This is a genomic window from Photobacterium sp. GB-72 (assembly GCF_003026095.1).
Classification (GTDB): domain Bacteria; phylum Pseudomonadota; class Gammaproteobacteria; order Enterobacterales; family Vibrionaceae; genus Photobacterium.
Genome location: NZ_PYNV01000001.1, coordinates 100,786 through 119,857, shown reverse-complemented (window position 1 = coordinate 119,857; position 19,072 = coordinate 100,786). Strand labels below are relative to the sequence as shown.

Here is a 19,072-nt window from a genome sequence, read left to right as displayed (position 1 = left end):
CCGCTTTAGCGCGAAACTCTTTTTACACGAGAAAGCGTTAACGCGCATAACAACAATACATAACGCACTGGCCTCACTGTTGAAGGGCTGGCGCAATAAACAAAGAGAATAAAAATGATCACATCAGGCGCATTAAAAAGCCAAATTGACAAGTTATGGGAAGAGTTTTGGACTGGCGGTATTACCAACCCATTAACCGTTGTTGAGCAAATTACCTATTTAATGTACGCCCGTATGTTAGACATGAATGAGCGTAATGATGAAAAACGCAGTGCTCGTACAGGTAAGCCTTTTAACCGCCGCTTTGCTGACGATAAACAACACATTCGCTGGGAAAACTTCCGTCACCTTGGCGCAGAAAAGTTATACCCACTCGTAAAAGATGAAGTATTCCCGAACTTCAAAGATCTCACATCTGATGACACCCTGTTTGCGGATTTTATGAAAGATGCGCAATTGATGATCCAAAAGCCATCACTATTAGTCAAAGCGGTGGAGTTAGTCAGTGAACTGCCACTAGAAAACAAAGATGTAAAAGGCGATTTATACGAGTACTTATTGTCTAAATTGACTACCGCAGGCATTAATGGTCAGTTCCGTACACCGCGCCATATTATTCGTGCGATGATCGAAATGTTAGACGTGGAAGAAACTCACCGCATTTGTGATCCGGCTTGTGGTACGGGCGGTTTCTTATCATCGACTTATGAATACTTACTGGAAAAGTACTCTTCACCAGAAGGCACCGAAAAAGAACAAGCGTTTGATAAAGAAGGTAAGCCAGTATTAGACGTGCATGGTAACCCAGTATTCAATTATTTATACGCAGGTGACTTGCTCGAAAAGCGCACACATATCGATTACGACATGTTCCACGGTTTTGATTTTGACTCAACCATGTTACGTGTAGCAGCAATGAACTTGGTAATGCACGGGGTGAAACAGCCTGATATTCACTATCAAGACACATTGAGCCAAAGCTTTATTGAGCGCTTTCCTGATGAAGCGAAAAACGGTTTCGATATCATCTTAGCGAACCCGCCATTTAAAGGCAGCTTAGATGAAGAAGACGTTGATCCCGCAATTCTAAAAGTGGTGAAAACCAAAAAGACTGAATTACTGTTTGTGGCACTTATTCAACGCATGTTGAAAGTAGGTGGCCGCACCGCCACCATCGTACCTGATGGTGTGTTATTCGGTAGTTCAAAAGCGCACCAAACCCTGCGGAAACACCTAATAGAAGACAACCAGTTAGAAGCGGTGATTTCATTACCAAGTGGGGTGTTTAAACCATACGCAGGCGTTTCTACCGCGATTCTTATTTTTACCAAAGGCGGTAGCACCAATAATGTGTGGTTCTACGATGTACAAGCCGATGGTAAATCGCTCGATGATAAGCGCACCCCAATTAAAGATAATGACCTGCCTGATCTGGTTAAGCAATACAAAGCTTACCAAGCGGCAGTGATGGCAGGTGAGTCTACCGAACAATGGGCGGACAAAACTCAAAAAGCCTTCTTAGTGGCAAAAGATGACATTAAGTCGAACAAATACGACTTGTCTATCAACCGCTATAAAGAAGTAGTCTACGAGCAAGAAAGTTATGAAGAACCTAAAGTGATCCTTGGCAAATTGAAAGCGTTAGAAAACGAGATTCTGGCTGATCTTAATGAGTTGGAGTCGATGCTATGAGTTGGCCGTTGGTTAAGCTAGGTGATATCTGCGAAACAACCCAAGGTGTACAGATTACGAAAGCCAACACTCAAAGCGAGCTATATGAAGGAGGATTTAGGTATCTTTATATTGCTGATTTTATTAGTGATAAAAAGCTTAGCTTTGTGGACGATGCTTTCGAAAAGAAAAAGGTTACTACTGATGATCTGGTTATGGCTAACACTGGGAGTCCTGGCCGTGTCTTTAAGGGTAAAGAAGGCATCTTAAGTAATAATTTGTTCAAAATTACCTTTGATAGAGGGGTAGTGGATAGAGATTATCTTTACTTATTACTTTCTTCGGAAGCATTTCAAAGTGTATTGCAGCAACAAATGAAAGGTGGGATTCAAAAGCATTTAGGTCATCAAACGATATCGAGACAAGAAATCCCACTACCACCATTAGAAGAACAAAAACGCATCGCGGCTATTTTGGATAAAGCGGATGCGATTCGCCAAAAGCGTAAACAAGCGATTGAACTTGCCGATGAGTTTTTACGCAGCGTGTTTTTGGATATGTTTGGTGATCCGGTAACGAATCCGAAGGGATGGGAAGAAAGAAAACTAATTACTGGTCTTTATAAAGTTCAGTCAGGTTGGAGTGCTAAAGGTGAAAGTTTTCCATGTGCGTCGAACGAACTTGGAGTGCTGAAAGTTAGTGCCGTTACTAGCGGATACTTCAAAGAGTACGAAAATAAGTTCGTATCGAGGGAAATTGTCCCAGAGGGAAAGAGTTTACTTTTTCCTAGGAAGGGTGACTTATTATTTAGTCGTGCTAACACTCGTGAACTTGTTGCGGCGACTTGCATAGTGACAAGAGATTACGATAATGTTTTTCTGCCTGATAAACTATGGAAAGTCGAAACAAATGAAGATTTGATACCTGAATTTCTGCATATGTTAATACAACAGCCAAGGTTTAAAGAACGGTTGACTTCCCAAGCAACAGGTTCAAGTGGTTCGATGTTGAATATATCTAAAGCTAAATTTGAACAGACGATGTCTATATTTCCATCGATTGAAAAGCAAATGAAATTCAAAGAGATTTATTGGAAAGTGATGAGATCATTAACTTCTCTTGAAATCTCAGATGCGAAAGCGGATGATTTTTTCGGTTCTCTTTCCCAAAAAGCCTTCTCGGGCCAACTATAAATTTAGAGGCACCTTCGGGTGTCTCTTTTTATTTAACGTTTACTGTGTCAATTAAGCTGCGCTAATAATTTCTCAATCGTAAACCCTCAATTCTCATTTTTCTCTATAACCCTAGAGCCCAGAGTTTGGGATATATCTCAAGGCATATTTGCATCTGTCTCTATCTCATCAATCGCGCATTTCTCTATTATTGCTTTGAAAATACGTACTCTAGTCGAGTTCTATCCCCATACTTTTCTCCGCTGTTATGTCTGTAAAAATATTTACCATTAGTAAATTATTTTACTTTTTATGCTGGGTGATTTTGTCTATTTTCAATAAAAACAATGAATTATAACTTGGCGTGTTTATTGGAAGTATCTAAGAACAACAGAGGATAGGTGCTTTATATAGGCTGGCTCTGGTGACGATTGAAGTGTTGCTGCTAGGCAGTGAAATTTTTAGAACAAAGGCTGGAAGTGACAAGTTATTTTTTGCAATTAATTTCAAATGTTTGCTTTGCATAACATTGCGAAACTTTAAAATTAAAATTATTTATAAATTGTGATGTTCAAACTGTGATTATATCTAAGCAGGTGTTAGCTTTTTACCTAAGTGACTGTTTTTATATAGGCAAAAATCGAATAATCAATAACGAAAAATAATGAATGATGAAGATTACAAAGTTATCACTAACCAATTTCCGCTCTTTTAAACAAACTCAAACCATTGAGTTTGCCCCTGTTACTTTGCTTTTTGGCCCTAATAGTGTGGGGAAAAGTACGGTACTGATGGCGCTATTCTACCTGCAACAGATAGTCGAAAAAGGCCAGTGCAACCCACAGCGCCTTGAAGCGATGAATAACAAGTATGTCGGTGGTTTTCAACATCTCGTTCATGGCAAAGATTTATCTAAAAATATTACGATCAAGGTGGAATATCAAAAACCTGAAGTCATGGCTGGTCATAGCTATGACGATAGTTTGTTTTTTATTGATGATTGTAAAGAAAGAGAAAATAACGATCCATTAGGCACACAACGTAAGCTGTTATCGATGAGTAGCCCGATAGAGTGGGCCAATAATATTGCTGTCGAAATCGAAATTGCTTGGTCGCAGGCTGCGAATACCGCGTTTGTATGTCGTCAGGCTGTGTGGTTAGACAACGAGTTTATTGCTGAGTCGGTCAATACGGAATATTCACCGAACGCGCAGGTCCATGTCGTGAATTATCTCCATCCATTGTTAATTACCGATCAGCAAGATGAGTGGGTCGCGTCAACAGAGGCTGGTGGCGTATTTCATCCTGACTTTGCTAGTCAAGACAAGGGGCAAGGTGTTCATTCATCAATATCTAGTGGGCATGAAGCGAGTACTTTGGGGCTTTGTGGTGAATTTCATGATTTTGTTTTGGCGTCTGCAACCTCAGAAGCAGAAACCATGTACAGTCGACACCTTCAACAAATACAGCAACATGCGTTATTTCAGTACAAATCGATGGGGGGAGTACTTCCTCAGCTTGGCAAAGTGCTAACAACCAGTATTGAAGCGGATGATGCATTAAATACCAAACGTATAGAAGAAATATTTAGTGATATTTTTGTTGCCAGTTTAGATAACTTACAGGAGTTGCTGCAAGACAGCTTAACCATTGGCCCACTGCGCCATATTCCTGATTCGACCTTTGATGCAGACACCAATATTAAGCAAAGAGACTGGTACAACGGAAAAGCCAGTTGGGATCTTGTTTTTCATGCTGAGCAAACGTTGTTATCAAAAATAAACCATTGGTTGGCAGGTAAAGATCAGTTGGATTTAGGCTATGCGCTGGTTCGTAAATGTGAACAAGGCCAGATTGAATATATCCATGATCCCGATAGTTTCAGCGAGGCAACGCAGGAGTTAATTGACAGCGGGCGCGATGAAGCGTTGCCTGCGCCTTATATTGCCACCATGGCTTACCGTAACAACAATATTACGCTTTGGGATCTCCATAATGATATTGAAGTATCAGCCGCTGATATTGGTGCCGGTGTTTCTCAGGTATTTCCTTTAATTGTCGCAGCCGCTTACGCGAATAAAGGGTTAATTTGCGTAGAGCAACCCGAGTTACATATCCATCCTAAAGCGCAAGTTGGGTTGGGAGATTTATTAACCCAAGTTGATGAGAAAAATCAGTTTTTAATTGAAACCCACAGTGAACATTTAATTTTACGTTTACTTCGCCGTGTGCGTGAAACCACTGAGGGCACATTGGCTAAACATTTAACGCCGGTTAAAAAAGAAGATATCTCGATTATTTATCTCGAAACTGCTGAGTCTGGCGTTATCGCGCATAGAACATTATTAACTGATGATGGCGATCTTGAAACAGATTGGCCTAACGGCTTCTTTGATGAAAGGGATGAGGAGTTGTTCTGATGTATAAAGAGATAGCACTCGATCCTCACTGTATGTCTGAATTTCATTATTACGGTCTGTTAAAAAGTGCGTTTGGGTTTGAAAGCGGGCGTTATGTTATTGCGCCTACCAAAGAATGGGTCAGAGAGGCTTACAAAAGTGTTAAGGCTTCTAGCATCTCGCCGACAAAACAAAAATCGGTGACGAATTTTCTTAATAAGTTACAGAGGGAAAAGGCGCATCCATTAATTGTGTTACCTACAGATCGCGCTTGTTTAACAACCCAAAAGGGCTATGAGAATTGGCTGCAATGGATTGGGTCACAACAATCGTTACGACGTTTTAATGCCGTTGTTTCTGAAAAAGACGGGGCGGCTTACATTAATTATGAGCAAATTATCGAGGGAGCGGAAATATGGGCAATGCCGCCAACACGTTGGATTGATAAAAGTATTGAAGACATTGTGTCGGTGGTCGAGCCATTAATACATGTTGGCCGAGAGCTTATTATTGCCGATCCCTATTTTAAGCTACCAAACAACGCGTTATTTAAAGCCATTTTAAAAAAAGCGATGTTAGGTGAAATAAAGAAAGTAACGCTTGTTACTACGATGGAGTGCAGCAATCTTTCGGGGGTGTTTGACCGTGAATATAAACACTTGCTCGATACAGCAATAAAAATCAGTTATGTACGAGTACCAAATCAGTTTATCCACGATAGATATGTACTGACTGATAAAGCAGCAATTAAGGCTGGGCAAGGCTTTGCTGTTGCGCCAGAAAAGGGGCTTCAGTCTGACCATTTAAGCATCAGCTTATGTGGTTTGGAAGAATACAGAGAGACCAAAAAACGGATCGAAGAATACCAAAAACAATACCCTGAAAGCTGTGAGCTTTTGGGATAAAGATAAATATAAAAATGGCTAGAAAACGACAATGGAATTGCAGTTTAAAAATGTCTCGGGTAAAGACAACGTAGGGGATTTTACGTGGATACACCAGTCTGGACGTCAAGCGTTAATTGCGGACATGGTATCGGGTTCTGATGTTCACAAAGGTCTGGATTTATTAAGTAGTTGGCTAACAGTTAATCAAACGAATGAACCTTTTAATGCTGAACAAGTGATTGCGGAACTGCATGATTTGTTTCAGGCAAACAACGTTCAATCGACGCTAGGTATTATCACGCAACAACAAGCCTGTTTTGAACTTCATTTAGTGGGCAATATAAGGCTGTACAGAGTAGAAAAACAGGTTGAGCAGATCAAAGAGGTGGGGGATGAGATCCATCCTTTATCTGTTGTCGGCAGTGAATATTCACCACATATTCAGCACACGGTATTCACCCCTGATCATCACACTAAATTTATAGTGACCAGTGACGGGCTAGACAGCTCACTTATGCGCTCATTAGCGCTGAGTTCAGAAACACTGAGTGGTGGTCAGTTACATCGTAAATTACTGCCAGCAGTGTGTGATCAAGATTGGTCGGCACTTGTTTTTCCAATGGCAAATGCCCAGTCATTTGTTAATCATCACTGGCCTTATAACCCTTTTGTTGGGCCACAGGAAGATCGCTTACATGAACGAAGAGGCCTGGCTGAAATAGCGACAGAGCTATTCAAACAACCGATGTTTGAAGGGTTTCGCATTGTCTCGTGCCCGCCGATTTTAAGTGAAAACTCGTCTCGGCTGTTTGATGGGTTATTGGTGTACCCATTCGGTGTTATTCCGCTGGAATTAAAAGATCATCATGGCGCTATTACCATTGATATGGGAACGAATAAGCGTAATAGCTTGCTGGTGGAAAACGATCTTGGCAGAAGTTATTTATCAAACCCAGCCACAAAATTACGTGAATCTTTAAGGCGATTTGGCGATTTGCCTCAATTAAAAGGCTTAACGCCTGAGTTGAAAAACGCCGGTCTTGTGATTTTTACCTCGCATCATGCTGAGGTTGAATGTGTGTTTGATGGGCAATCGACACCTGCGCCATTTATGCACGCAGGTGAGGTTATGGTGGCTAAATCAACGCAATTAAGCGAGCTGCTATTTCAGTTCTGCCGTGCAAGGTTTGGCAAAAAGTTGAAGAAAAGACTGACAGATTCTGAGATTAATCAGTTAGTAAAAGATTTGACTACGTTGCCAACGCAACCTGCACAGGGAGCTATTACGGTAGGTGACTACGAGCTGGAATTAACACCGATACAAGCTGAATCGACTGATTATTTCACCGTATATAACGCCCATTTATTTAATGAACAGGTATGGGCCAAGTGTTTTGATCTAGACCATTTGAGTGCGGTTCATCGCCAAAGTGAACTTCAAAGTTTAGGTCGAGAAGCGTTAGTACTGAAAAGGTTGAGTCGAGTTGAAGGCGTGCAACGTTATCAAGATAAGGAGTTGGTTGACGATAAATTCTATGTGTTTGTTGAAAAAGCCCCTACGACAACGTTGGCACAATGGTTACAAACGCAGCCAGCGAAAGAAGCACGGCTGAATGTTCTTATTGCTATCGCTGAGACAATGAAACAAATTCAGTCTGTTGGCGAACCAGAGATCATTCACCGTGCGATTAACTTATCGAATATTCGTGTTGGTGACGACAGTAACCCTATTTTGATTAACTTTGAGCTTTGCCAACAAGAAATGGTGGCAACGTTACCGCTTAATGCACGCCGAACGTTTGAGCAAAAATATCAAGCGCCAGAAGTGAATGAGCCTGGTCAATCACTGACTTTTGCGGCCGATATTTTCAGTTTTGGCTTAATTATATTGTTTTCATTAACTGGCGAATTGCCTTTTGAACAATCTGCCAAGGAATTGGTAACCAAAGGACGCCGCCCTGTATTTTGGAAGCAGTTATGTCAACAGCTGGATGTATCACCAAAACATGCTGAATTCTGGCAGCGAATTCTTCATGTGACACCAAAATATCGCCCAACCATTGAACAAGTGTTAGAGGTCTTAAAGACATGGAAATGACAACAAGTGGTTATGCACAACAGTACCCTAGAGATAAAGTAATTTATCAATGCCATGCAACTAAACGGGCTTTTTATCGTGTCAAGCTTCCTCAACTTGGCTTGTATTACGGGCTTAAAGAAATTGAGGTAGCGGAAGCGAGAGCAATAAAAGAAATTAAAAATGAAATCATTGCGTTAAACCGTTTACCTTTTGGCATTGCTGCAAAATGTCATCAGTATTGGCAAGAAGGAAATAAGCATTTTTTATTGATGGACTGGATAGAGGGGATTCCTCTTAATGAATTTATCCGTTCAGCACCAACAAATCGCCGTGAGTTCGCTCAGCGAATTAAAATAGCGGAAAAAGTGGGATGGAAGTTAGTTGAACTTCATCGTTACAATGTCACTCATAGGGATTTGAAACCGGAAAACATCATCATTCATTGTGATAAAAACGCCAATGTCAGAGATGTGAGTTTTATCGATTTTGGTTTATCTAACCAAAAACGCCAGATGGAAGAGGGAACTGCACATTATCGCTCGCCCGAACAGGAATTTGTAAGGCAGACAGGGCTTACACATGCTTCTGATATTTTCTCATTTTCTCAGTTAATTCATTTTTTATTAACGGGTTCACCGATTCTACTTCAACCTAATTTTGATGGTTCTGGTTGGGATGAATTGAACCTTGAATTACCGCCACTCATTCCTCAGAAACTCAAAGATACCTTAATGCAGGGTTTGGAATTTGACGTACGAAAGCGCAGTAAGCAGGTATTTACCATTGTGAAAGCGCTACAAGACGTATCAAAACAATTAAATAGCAAAAGGTAATGACTATGTTGGCACACAATCAAACCGTTCCTTTTTGGCCAGAGGAAAAAACCGCTAAATACCCATCAATTTTGCCTTTACTTTATAAAGTGGAGAAAAATTATCTTGATAAAAATTGGCCCGATAATGGTGAGTCTCAAGAAGCGGTTATTAAACAAATAAGATCGGCTCAAAAGGGATGGGTTACCTCATTTAAAAGGAATGATTCCATATTTGTTACCTTGCTTGTAGGTAAGTACAAAGTAACCATGAATGTTGCCAAAAGTGATGATAATCCTCGCTTGTGGTTAGGTCGTATTTATTATGCAAACAACCAAGATCGCCAACGTATGCTTGAAAAGGGCGTACTTTTAGAGTTTGGTGGTGTACGGCTTTTATCTGGCCGAGAGTTCGGTGTTGGCTTAGAAAAGACTGACTATAGGTACAGCTCAGGAGAATACGCTTCAGAGCTTTTGGATATTATTAAGTCACCTTGGAATGTTGAAGGAGAAGAGCGAGAGCAGAATGATATAACACAAGAGTCGTTGTCTTTTGAAGAGCAAGAAATGGTTGAAGTACTTCGCTGTTTTATTGACTCGGAGTACGAACTTGAAAGGATAGCCGCCCAGCAATGTATGCCTTTTCAAGCAACGTCTATCACTGCGCGAAGTGAAAGGACGACTTACCGACTTCATTATGAATTGAAATTTGATGAGTTTGACTATTCTCGCCTTGTTGAGACGCAGCCAACATTGTTGGAAATGCTGAATGAGATGCGTGAACCGACAGATATCTTAATGGAGATAGCAGATCTTAACCCTGTTGAGAATGAACCTATTATCCATGTCAGTATTGAAAAACAAGCATTAGATTCGCAAATACCAGAGCAAGCGTTATTGAATGTTGCGGCATTACCAACCTTGAAGAAGGTGCGTAATGCAGTGGTTGATTCGCTTGAGTCAGAAACATCTAAAAACCCTTGGCTGCTATCTTTGGCTGCAGGTGTATACGATCACTCCCCATTAACGCCAGTAAAAGTACCTGTTCCTCCAAGCAAATTCCCACCAACGCCTTCTCAAGTTAAAGCGATTGATAGTGGAGCGGGTAGTGATGACTATACCCTTGTTCTAGGGCCTCCTGGGACGGGAAAAACCACAGTTATTCTTCAATGGGTGAAGTACTTTGCTGCACAAGGTAAACGGGTACTTGTTACGTCGCAAAATAATAAAGCCGTTGATAACGTTTTAGAGCGCCTTGCTGAAGAGGATGATTTTGAATGTCTTCGTATCGGTAATGAGAATAAGATCAGCTCATGCCTTGAAGATATTACATTAGACAACAAAGCTGCGAAGTTACAGGAACGGATGTTCAGTTCGGCAGATGAAACGCTGAAAGTACTTGAGCAGCAATTGGCGCATATAAAAGGGTTACTTGTTAGTAAAGATGAGATCATTGAACAATTAGACGCTGCAGAACTGGCTCAAAGTGATCATACTCACCATACCAACACCTTATTAGAACTTAAAGATAGCTTGGTTGAAATTGAGCGAGATATTGTTTTAAAAAATAATACCTTAGAGCAACTAAGTGAACAAATTAGTGAGATTCAACAAAAAGAATGGCCAATATTTAAATCTGTGTCGCGTTGGCTCAATAACAAAAAAATAAGTTTAATTAATTATCGGATCAATAAAGTTAATCTCAAGACGAGTGAGTTAAAAGATCAGCGTTTTCAGCTTGGCAATACTATTGAGGAAACTGAATCGAAAATTACTCAAGCTCACAGCCTTATGGACAGTATTCATTGTCAGATTGAAGGCTATTTCGAACAAGTCACCTCACTGGTTGATGATATTAATATTCCAGGAAGCAGTGGAAAAAAAGTGACTAAATTCGAGATGGAAAGTCTTGATGAGCTACTAGTAAAGGTTTCCAGTATTCATACCAACCTTACCGAATGGTTCAATAAATTAAAAACGGAACGTCAGCAAGCCTTATATAAGATTTTAATGGAAAATGTAAACGTGGTTGGGGCTACCTGTATTGGTATCAATACGAAGGCGTTGTTTAGGGAACTCGATTTTGATGTTGTTATTGTCGATGAATCAGGACAAATCCAACTTCATAATTTAATCGTTCCGTTATCACGTGCTAATAAGGCAATTCTTGTTGGCGATCACAAACAACTTCCACCTGTTGTGAGTGATGAAGTTCTAGAAGAAGTCGAAGCTAAAGATTTTGGTGATTATAAAGATCTCTATCGTCTTAGCTGGTTTGAACACCTTTGGAATGGCGCCCCTGAAGACCGCAAAATTATGTTAGACACGCAATTCCGATGTCCATCTATGATCAGTGATTTTGTTTCTGAAGCATTCTATGAAGGTAAGTATTTTGCGGGTGTAGGGATGGATAAGAAGCAACCATTACTTTCTTATTGTCCTCAGCCAATGATCTGGATTGATACTACTTGGCTCCAAGAAAAGGCTGAAAAAGCAACGTCTGAAGATGGACGCGCTGTTGTACAAGACAATGTCTGTGAAACTGAGCTTGTTATCGCGCTGCTTAAGTCTTCAATAAAAGAGATGCCTGAGCTTGCTGAAAATCGCGAGATTGGGATTATTGTTCCTTACGCTAATCACGTAAAGGCGATTCAAAAAGCAATAAGAAGAGAGCAGAAACGAGGGCAATTGTCTGAGTTAACCATGCCTCTAAATGAGTTAGTTGCATCAGTAGATAGCTTCCAAGGGCAAGAGCGCGATCTGATTATTTTCACTTTTACGCGTTCAAATCGACAGGGCAAAGTGGGCTTTTTATCAGACTGGAGACGTCTGAATGTGGCGCAAACACGTGCTAAGAAACAATTGGTAATGATTGGTGATTCCCAGACGCTGACCAAAGGTGCTGACAGACAGAATGCCCATGATGTTGAGTTTAAAAAAGCAATGGTATTGCTAAAAAGTCAGTGTCATAAGAAAGGCGCATTGCTGCAAGCTTCACGCTTCCTTCCTGATGCAAAAACGGTTCAAAGACCAAAATATAATACCGCATCAAATAACCGTAAAAACTCAAATACTCGATCTGCTAAGAAAACGTTGGTGAGTGAAAATGGCTAAAAAAAAGAAAACAACTAACCCTTATTTCAATATGTCAAAAAGCTACGCTGAGGTTTTGAATTCTCAAATAAAGCCAGATGAAACGCTGTTTTACGTTCGTGATAATTTATTACCAATACTCAACGTGAAAATTTTAGTCAAAGAGCGTAGCCGAGAGGAGCTCAGTGATATTGACTTGATGATCTTCAAGTTAATAGAACAAGGTATTAGCTCTATTAATTCAATTGTGGTCTTAACCGGTCTTGCTGAGAAGTTGGTGACAAAACATATCAGTGAAATGGCTGGCCGTTCATTTGTCGAAATGGATGAAGGTAAATTACTGCTGACGGATCTTGGTGAAGAAACCCTTGAACATGGTGTGCCTGTCAGAATTGTTCAGCGTGCTTTTCGTTATTGTGCGGTATCAGAACAATTGTTGCCGCGAGAGGCATACCAACTACCTTATACAGAGCTGGATAGCTTACGAAGTAAGGAATTCACAGGAAAAATAATATCAAGCCATATTTTAGAAGAGTCACAGCTAGTTAACTTGAAAGGGATGGATCTCTCGCTAATTGAATCTAAACGAGACCTTGGCATTACAGATGAAGCACTCGCATTTGGTGATATCGTGGGTTATTCCTCAGGATACCTGCAAACAAGGTTATTTTTAGTGGGTCGGAATAAGCCAGAGAGAGCGATGGTCGCTTTTGGTAAGACGTGTATCGAATATGATTTAAAGGAAATCTTAGCGACGATTACAGCATTAAAAGATCCTAACATTGTACGAAAACTGGGTGAGTTCAATCAGGAACAAGAGAAAAAACAAAAACTATTATTTGGTGAAGGTGAGATTGCGCTTGATGAATTTGGCTTGCCTATTATCAACATTACTAAAGCGAATGTTGAGTGGTTGTCTAAAGACGTAGAGTCAAGACAACAAGGTATTCTAATGTGTGGAACTGATGATTTAGCCGCTAAACCATTAGGTTTAAAAGCATGGGGCAAGTTTTCAAGTTTATCTGGGCTGACAATTCGCTATTTTCTTAGAGAAAAGAATTTGCAAGATGACGCTGCTAAGTTGCGTAAATATGTGGAGATGTGTGACGCATATATGTTAACGCCAAGGGATGAAAGAGAGTACCCAACGATTGCGAAATATGTAGAGAAGACACTACCGAGTAAGGAAATTGAACAGTTACGAGAACTTGCAGAGCGATACTCGATTACACGGATTAGTAAATCCTTACCCAAACAGGAAGTAGTGGTAGATTAATGACGGAATATAAATGGCAAGGGTGGGGTTTTTTCCCCCTCTTTATTTCTAAGCAAGCATTCGCAAAAATTGTCAGCGATGAAAAGTGGCAACATTGGACAGAAGATCTGACGGTTGATGAAATTAAGGATAAAAGAAGGTTTTATTCGCGTTCTTGTGCTGATTTATTAAGACCAATTGAGTCTGGAAGGTACGTGATAAGTCAGGGCAGTGATACTAAGCCACTATTTTCGTTGTCACTACCCAGTAAAAATGAAGATGATGAAAAAGTTATTAATATTACTCAGCTACAGTTACTTGCTTTAGGTGAGGTGAGCTTGCTGTATATTCATTTTGACTCACCATTAACATTTACTGAATCTGATATTTCTAAGCTAAATAAAACCGTTTTTCAGTGGGAGCCAAGAACTGAAAAACATAAAGTAAGCCAATGGCTTAGTGCTGAAGATAAGACCCAAGGCTTAAAACAGCATATTAGCGAGTTGCTAGATATTTCCCTACAGCAAGACAGTCATTATGAAGAAGATACATTCGGACATGAACTGGTTAATTGTACTTGGATTAAGCAAATAAATGGATTCGAAGACGATAAGTCTATTTGCGTTAGTGAGTTGAGTGCAGGCATTAATTGCAATGATCCAAGGTATAAACTGTCTAAAACAGAGAAGCAGAGATTGGTCGATTCACAATTCGATTATTGGGCAGATTGGCGCTGTCAATTTAATCTAAATCGTTTAGTTTTTGTGGATCAAACGCCTGAAGAATCGTCTTTGAAATGGAATCTATCTACTAATCACTATTACCTCGATTTATTTGCCGCTGTTATTTATCAAAGAACGATATTAAATCGCTTTAAAGATGAAATGATGCTTTGTAGTAATAAGCAGCGTGGCGAGTTATATGAGCGTATTTCTAATTTCAGAAGGCAATACAAAATAACGCATATTTCGACATATCCCTTTGCTGAAAGGCTTTACCAGTACTTTTGCGAGCAAGCTGATTTGTCGTCGATTGAAGATAAAACGTTTATTGAATTAGAGCACAATCATGCGCTTTGGAAACAGGAGAGAGAAGAATCTACAAATACGGTGCTTTTACTGGTTTCCCTTGTGGCTGCACTGTTAGTGCCAGCGAGTTCGATTGCAACAATTATGGCTCTTAGCGACGATCAGATGACGCCTGTTTATTGGATTCTGTCGGGTTTTATTACCCTTATCACAATCGTTGTTATGGTTTGGCCGCCATTTAAGCGTTACCTAAAAGATAGAAAATTAGAGAAGCTGTAAAGAGTTATTTCTAATTTTAAAAATAATCAATCATTAAGGAGTGAGGTATGTTTTGGATTTTATTATTTATCATTTTATTTTTAGTTTTAGGTTATTTTTCTAATGCTGGAAAAAGGAATAATATTAAGTTACAACAAGCGCAAATAGATAAATTACGAAAGTGTCCGACATGTGCAGAAAGAGTTCGGTTAGAGGCAAAAAAGTGTCGGTTCTGTAATGAAAAGCTAGACCCAATTACGAATGAGGAACTCATTGAAATCGAAAAAGATTATAGATTTCGAGTGGCGTCCTTGGATTATGATACAGCGAATTTCAAAGTCGATAACGACCGTAAAGAGAAAAATAAATTAGATTGGGACAATAACTCAAAGTAGTTTATGTTGAGAAAGTCATGAGATTTATTGATTTATAGTACGGTTACATGAGTCTGACTTAATTGCAAAATAAAAGGTGCTCAGTAATTCGTGATTTTTGGTCACATTGATTGTTTTTTGATTTTTAAATCGAAGATAGTGAAAAAGGGTAATGAAGATAAATTCACATTAATTCTTATTGATAAAGTAGGAATTTAAGATTTGTTTGATAGAGATACAAAAAAGCCAAGCACAACGCTTGGCTTTTTTATGAAACTTGGTGGATCCGGGCGAACTCGAATCGCCGACCCCCGCCATGTCAAGGCGATACTCTAACCAACTGAGCTACGGATCCAAATATGTTATCTATACGGCATCTTAAAACAACGAATGAAATTTGGTGGAACCGGGCGAACTCGAATCGCCGACCCCCGCCATGTCAAGGCGGTACTCTAACCAACTGAGCTACGGTTCCAATTTTCTATAGCGTTTACTTAAATAAGTATGCACATATAAATGGTGCGTCTGAGTGGACTCGAACCACCGACCCCTACCATGTCAAGGTAGTACTCTAACCAGCTGAGCTACAGACGCAAATTGTATATTTATGATTTCTGGTTTTAATCATAAATTGGTACGAACGAGTGGACTCGAACCACCGACCTCTACCATGTCAAGGTAGCGCTCTAACCAGCTGAGCTACGCTCGTAATATGTTCTAGTGAACGACAAGCATATTAGCGAGTCACTTGTAACGAGGCAAGTATTAAAGTTGGATTTTTTAGTAAATTCAGTGCGTTTGCTTGCACAATAGCCAGTTTTAATAAAATTATGGTGATGAAATAGTCGAAGTCATATTTTTAAGTAGGGCATTGCCAATTAAATGTAATGTGTAGCGCAACAGAATGTGCGCTACACAAGCAGATAGGTTAGTTTAAAAGTTCGTGATCGGGCGGAAGTAAGCGGCTGATCCATAAAACCAGCTTATGTTTCATATGAACGCCGTCCTCTTGATCCACGGCAAGAGGAGTGATTTGTTTACAATCAACCAGTAAGCGATAAATACACTCAACACGGTCGGTAGAGCCAACACTGCGGTCTAAATCGCCAAAACCTTGTTTTTTCGCGAATGCAAAGCCTATTTCTAATGCTTTTTTGAGAAGTTTTGCTTCATTCTTGGTTTTCTTCATGCGTATCTCCTATATCCCTTAGCGAAAATATATACAAATTTATTGTCTTCGCGACTGTAGAAGCTGAGTTTAAATTTTAGTTTAAAGCTCAAATTTTTGAAGCAAAGTTATTCTATCAAATTAGAATAAAGTTATTGTCCAACTTTGAATTTACATTGTTTAAACAGACGTTGCCAGAATTTAACGTGCGCTAATGTGGCTTCATGAAATTGCTGATACAGATCGCCATCAACATAGAATGCTATATAGGTTTGCATCGGTGAGGAGAGGTGAATATTCGGTTGATTCAATTGTTGAAGTATCTGCTGTAAAACGGGCTGTATTTGTCGATATTGTGAATCAAGTGTTGATAAATAAGGCTGGATAGTTGGAACATAAAACTTATAGAAAACATTACGAAGATATTGTGCTTTTTGTTGATTCATATTTTTGCCACACAAAATTGCATCTTGTGACTGAGTAAGTTGTTCTGTAATTGTGTTCAGCAATGTTGTGGTGCGTTGCATTGAATAGAAAAGATCACCTATATATCGGCTATTATAAATTTGTTGTTGGTGCTCAAAAAGATCCTGATATTTATCCTTGTTAGAATAAGGTGCAGTGATGTTATTTGAGCGTTTGATGCTATTTGAAAGTAAATTATTGATATAGCTAAATGCGCTTAGGCTAGCGTTAAATTGAGTGGTTTGATTACTTTCAAGTAGATGATGGCCTAGCGTTAACTGTTTACGCCATTCTTCTCCAGTAAAAAGCGTGTTCCAAAAAACCAATGGGAGCTGCTGTTTCTTTTGCTGATAAATAGGTGCTAGCTCGGTTAATAAATCAGAGTCTTTAGGCAGTGTTTCTAAACAATACTGTAGCCCATCTAATAGTAAAAGTTCATAGCGGAGACCGCGGGTTTTATCTTGAACTTTACCCAAAATCGAATTTCGCTCTGCAATCAATTGGAATAAGCCACATTGCCGTAATTCATAGGCATCAAGTAGACCAATTCTAATATCCGCTAAAGGCTGAGTAAGCTCTCGTTTTGTGGGTAAAACCAGTAAAGGCGTTTCAGGAAAGGGGGCTTTGTCTATATCGAGTACATTAGCTAAACGTTGATGATAGGTATTAAAGGCTTCTTCATTGTTATTGTTTTTACAGCTTATCAACAATATTGAGATGATCAGTAGTAGAGACAGTCTATGAAGGAAAGTAGAGATAGATAAAGGCATAGGCGTCTCTTAAAGCATTAAGTGAATATTCATCATACTGATTATTATCAATATTAGATCAAAAAAGGCGATCTGATGATCGCCTTTTTGTGTTATCGGTATGACATTTCAAGTTGCTTTTCAGCATCAAGTTTATGCACATGGTGTATTCGCCAACCAAGCATAATGGCTGCCGCAGTTAAGCCGAGAATAAAACCAATCCAAAAACCTTGCGGGCCCATTGCTGGCACAATCCAGTTTGTTAGGCCTAAGACGTAACCTGATGGTAGTCCTATTAGCCAGTAAGCGATGAATGTACAAAAGAAAATGGCACGCATATCTTTATAACCACGTAACGCACCTGCAGCAACAACCTGAACGGCATCACTGCATTGATAGATCGCTGCAAGTAGTAATAATTGCCCAGCAAGCACGATGACTTGTGGATTATGAGTATAGAGCTCGGCAATGTCTTCGCGGAAAATAACCGTCATCATAGCGGTACAAATAGCTAAAGCCGTACCGACAATTAAACCGCAATGGCTTGCAATACGTGCACCATCAATATCTTGTTGTCCCATTTTGTGGCCAACACGAATGCTCACCGCTGCACCAATACTCATTGGCAGCATATACACCAGTGATGAGAAGTTCATCGCTATCTGATGCGACGCTACTTTATTTGGGCCTAATGGTGAAATCAGTAAGGCAATAACAGCAAACAGTGAAACTTCAAAGAATAGCGAAGCTGCAACGGGAAAGCCTAGTTTAAATAAACGTGAAAGCGCTTTTAATTGAGGGCGATAAAATGTGCTAAATACCCCAACACTCTTTAACCGTTTATTAATTAAGACATACGCTAGTAACGCAAAAAACATGAACCAATAGACGATAGCTGTTGCCACACCACAGCCGATCCCGCCTAATTCAGGCGCTCCAAACTTTCCGTAAACGAAAACCCAGTTTAGTGGGATATTGGCCAGTAAGCCTAAAAAGCCGATCACCATGCCTGGAATGGTAAAAGATAAACCTTCAGAAAAACTCTTTAGAGTTTGGAAGAACAAAAAAGCAGGTACAGCAAAAAGTACGGCATATAAGTAACCGACCGTTTTTTCTGCTAATACAGGCTCTACATTCATGTAATGGATTAAAGAACCCGCGTTATACAATATCAACATGGTTGGGATGGATATTAAGATCGCAAGGTAGAAGCCATGTTGAACTTCAAACGGAATACGCTCTTTTTTACCTGAGCCGCTAAGTTGTGCCACCACGGGCACAAGTGCCATAAGTAAACCAACACCAAATAAGATAGAAGGTAACCAAATACTTGCAGCAACAGCAACGGCTGCCATGTCAGTCGCACTGACACTACCCGCCATCACTGTGTCAACAAAGCCCATCGATGTTTGTGCAACAGAGGCAATGAGCACAGGCACGGCAAGCTTTATAAGCTGCGCGGTTTCTTTTTTATAGTTATGCACTATTTTTGGCTCCAAAAAGAGGAATATAAAGGGGAGGAGTCAAGTATTAAAATGCTTCTATGGCATTCTATTTTGTACTGCCAATGATTTTTCAGGATTATATAAACAAAAGGCGTATAACCAAAACAGAATATTGGCAATTTACATAATTATTGCTTTGGGGTGGGAATAACAGCAG

13 protein-coding genes and 4 tRNA genes are annotated in these 19,072 nt (G+C 39.8%); 10 read left to right on the top strand and 7 right to left on the bottom strand.

The features are described 5' to 3' along the window. Window positions 1-114 precede the first annotated feature (114 nt). The 10 genes from C9J40_RS00570 to C9J40_RS00525 all read left to right on the top strand — a co-directional run bounded on the left by C9J40_RS00570 (window position 115) and on the right by C9J40_RS00525 (window position 15,049). On the top strand, window positions 115-1,692 hold the full coding sequence (locus tag C9J40_RS00570; RefSeq protein WP_107245357.1) for a class I SAM-dependent DNA methyltransferase: 1,578 nt from the start codon (window positions 115-117) through the stop codon (window positions 1,690-1,692). After that, window positions 1,689-2,864: a restriction endonuclease subunit S gene (locus C9J40_RS00565; protein ID WP_107245355.1), complete on the top strand. Its 1,176-nt coding sequence runs from the start codon at window positions 1,689-1,691 to the stop codon at window positions 2,862-2,864. The genes C9J40_RS00570 and C9J40_RS00565 overlap by 4 nt, the downstream gene beginning before the upstream one ends. Window positions 2,865-3,511: 647 nt before the next feature. Next, a complete protein-coding gene (locus tag C9J40_RS00560) occupies window positions 3,512-5,263 on the top strand; it encodes a DUF3696 domain-containing protein (RefSeq protein ID WP_107245354.1) in 1,752 nt (583 codons plus the stop codon). Further along, window positions 5,263-6,147 (top strand): hypothetical protein, encoded by an 885-nt coding sequence (locus C9J40_RS00555; RefSeq protein WP_107245352.1) that lies wholly within the window; start codon window positions 5,263-5,265, stop codon window positions 6,145-6,147. Before C9J40_RS00560 ends, C9J40_RS00555 begins: the two co-directional genes overlap by 1 nt. A 31-nt stretch (window positions 6,148-6,178) precedes the next feature. Next, window positions 6,179-8,227: a protein kinase family protein gene (locus C9J40_RS00550; RefSeq protein ID WP_107245351.1), complete on the top strand. Its 2,049-nt coding sequence runs from the start codon at window positions 6,179-6,181 to the stop codon at window positions 8,225-8,227. Further along, window positions 8,218-9,042: a protein kinase gene (locus tag C9J40_RS00545; RefSeq protein WP_107245349.1), complete on the top strand. Its 825-nt coding sequence runs from the start codon at window positions 8,218-8,220 to the stop codon at window positions 9,040-9,042. Before C9J40_RS00550 ends, C9J40_RS00545 begins: the two co-directional genes overlap by 10 nt. Window positions 9,043-9,047: 5 nt before the next feature. Further along, entirely contained in the window at window positions 9,048-12,134 is a 3,087-nt protein-coding gene (locus C9J40_RS00540) for an AAA domain-containing protein (RefSeq protein WP_158259535.1), read from the top strand. Continuing rightward, window positions 12,127-13,389, top strand: a complete 1,263-nt coding sequence (locus C9J40_RS00535) for a hypothetical protein (protein ID WP_107245346.1) — start codon at window positions 12,127-12,129, stop codon at window positions 13,387-13,389. The genes C9J40_RS00540 and C9J40_RS00535 overlap by 8 nt, the downstream gene beginning before the upstream one ends. Further along, window positions 13,389-14,675, top strand: coding sequence for a hypothetical protein (locus C9J40_RS00530; protein WP_107245344.1), 1,287 nt, complete (start codon window positions 13,389-13,391; stop codon window positions 14,673-14,675). The genes C9J40_RS00535 and C9J40_RS00530 overlap by 1 nt, the downstream gene beginning before the upstream one ends. Before the next feature lie 47 nt (window positions 14,676-14,722). Continuing rightward, the gene (locus tag C9J40_RS00525; RefSeq protein WP_107245343.1) at window positions 14,723-15,049 is read left to right on the top strand and encodes a hypothetical protein; all 327 of its coding nucleotides are present in this window, start codon (window positions 14,723-14,725) and stop codon (window positions 15,047-15,049) included. 257 nt (window positions 15,050-15,306) lie between these two features. Here the strand turns inward: C9J40_RS00525 and C9J40_RS00520 are convergent. From C9J40_RS00520 to C9J40_RS00490, 7 genes are all read right to left on the bottom strand, one after another. Next, a tRNA-Val gene (locus C9J40_RS00520) sits at window positions 15,307-15,383 on the bottom strand. A 43-nt stretch (window positions 15,384-15,426) separates the two neighbouring features. Next, window positions 15,427-15,503: transfer RNA gene (locus C9J40_RS00515), tRNA-Val, on the bottom strand. A gap of 42 nt (window positions 15,504-15,545) precedes the next feature. Continuing rightward, a tRNA-Val gene (locus tag C9J40_RS00510) sits at window positions 15,546-15,622 on the bottom strand. Between the two features lie 38 nt (window positions 15,623-15,660). After that, window positions 15,661-15,737 (bottom strand) — tRNA-Val (locus C9J40_RS00505). A 219-nt stretch (window positions 15,738-15,956) separates the two neighbouring features. Then, the gene (locus tag C9J40_RS00500) at window positions 15,957-16,217 is read right to left on the bottom strand and encodes a DUF5062 family protein (RefSeq protein WP_005367367.1); all 261 of its coding nucleotides are present in this window, start codon (window positions 16,215-16,217) and stop codon (window positions 15,957-15,959) included. Window positions 16,218-16,348: 131 nt separating this feature from the next. Then, entirely contained in the window at window positions 16,349-17,431 is a 1,083-nt protein-coding gene (locus C9J40_RS00495; protein WP_107245341.1) for a DUF3080 domain-containing protein, read from the bottom strand. A gap of 92 nt (window positions 17,432-17,523) precedes the next feature. After that, entirely contained in the window at window positions 17,524-18,894 is a 1,371-nt protein-coding gene (locus tag C9J40_RS00490) for an MATE family efflux transporter (RefSeq protein ID WP_107205844.1), read from the bottom strand. Window positions 18,895-19,072: the final 178 nt, after the last annotated feature.

Bases quoted from the DNA above. Each gene is read 5' to 3' on its own strand.
- C9J40_RS00555 (WP_107245352.1), top strand. From the start codon at position 5,263: ATGTATAAAGAGATAGCACTCGATCCTCACTGTATGTCTGAATTTCAT.
- C9J40_RS00545 (WP_107245349.1), top strand. From the start codon at position 8,218: ATGGAAATGACAACAAGTGGTTATGCACAACAGTACCCTAGAGATAAA.
- C9J40_RS00500 (WP_005367367.1), bottom strand. From the start codon at position 16,217: ATGAAGAAAACCAAGAATGAAGCAAAACTTCTCAAAAAAGCATTAGAA.
- C9J40_RS00570 (WP_107245357.1), top strand. From the start codon at position 115: ATGATCACATCAGGCGCATTAAAAAGCCAAATTGACAAGTTATGGGAA.
- C9J40_RS00560 (WP_107245354.1), top strand. From the start codon at position 3,512: ATGATGAAGATTACAAAGTTATCACTAACCAATTTCCGCTCTTTTAAA.
- C9J40_RS00525 (WP_107245343.1), top strand. From the start codon at position 14,723: ATGTTTTGGATTTTATTATTTATCATTTTATTTTTAGTTTTAGGTTAT.
- C9J40_RS00550 (WP_107245351.1), top strand. From the start codon at position 6,179: ATGGAATTGCAGTTTAAAAATGTCTCGGGTAAAGACAACGTAGGGGAT.
- C9J40_RS00565 (WP_107245355.1), top strand. From the start codon at position 1,689: ATGAGTTGGCCGTTGGTTAAGCTAGGTGATATCTGCGAAACAACCCAA.
- C9J40_RS00535 (WP_107245346.1), top strand. From the start codon at position 12,127: ATGGCTAAAAAAAAGAAAACAACTAACCCTTATTTCAATATGTCAAAA.
- C9J40_RS00530 (WP_107245344.1), top strand. From the start codon at position 13,389: ATGACGGAATATAAATGGCAAGGGTGGGGTTTTTTCCCCCTCTTTATT.
- C9J40_RS00540 (WP_158259535.1), top strand. From the start codon at position 9,048: ATGTTGGCACACAATCAAACCGTTCCTTTTTGGCCAGAGGAAAAAACC.
- C9J40_RS00495 (WP_107245341.1), bottom strand. From the start codon at position 17,431: ATGCCTTTATCTATCTCTACTTTCCTTCATAGACTGTCTCTACTACTG.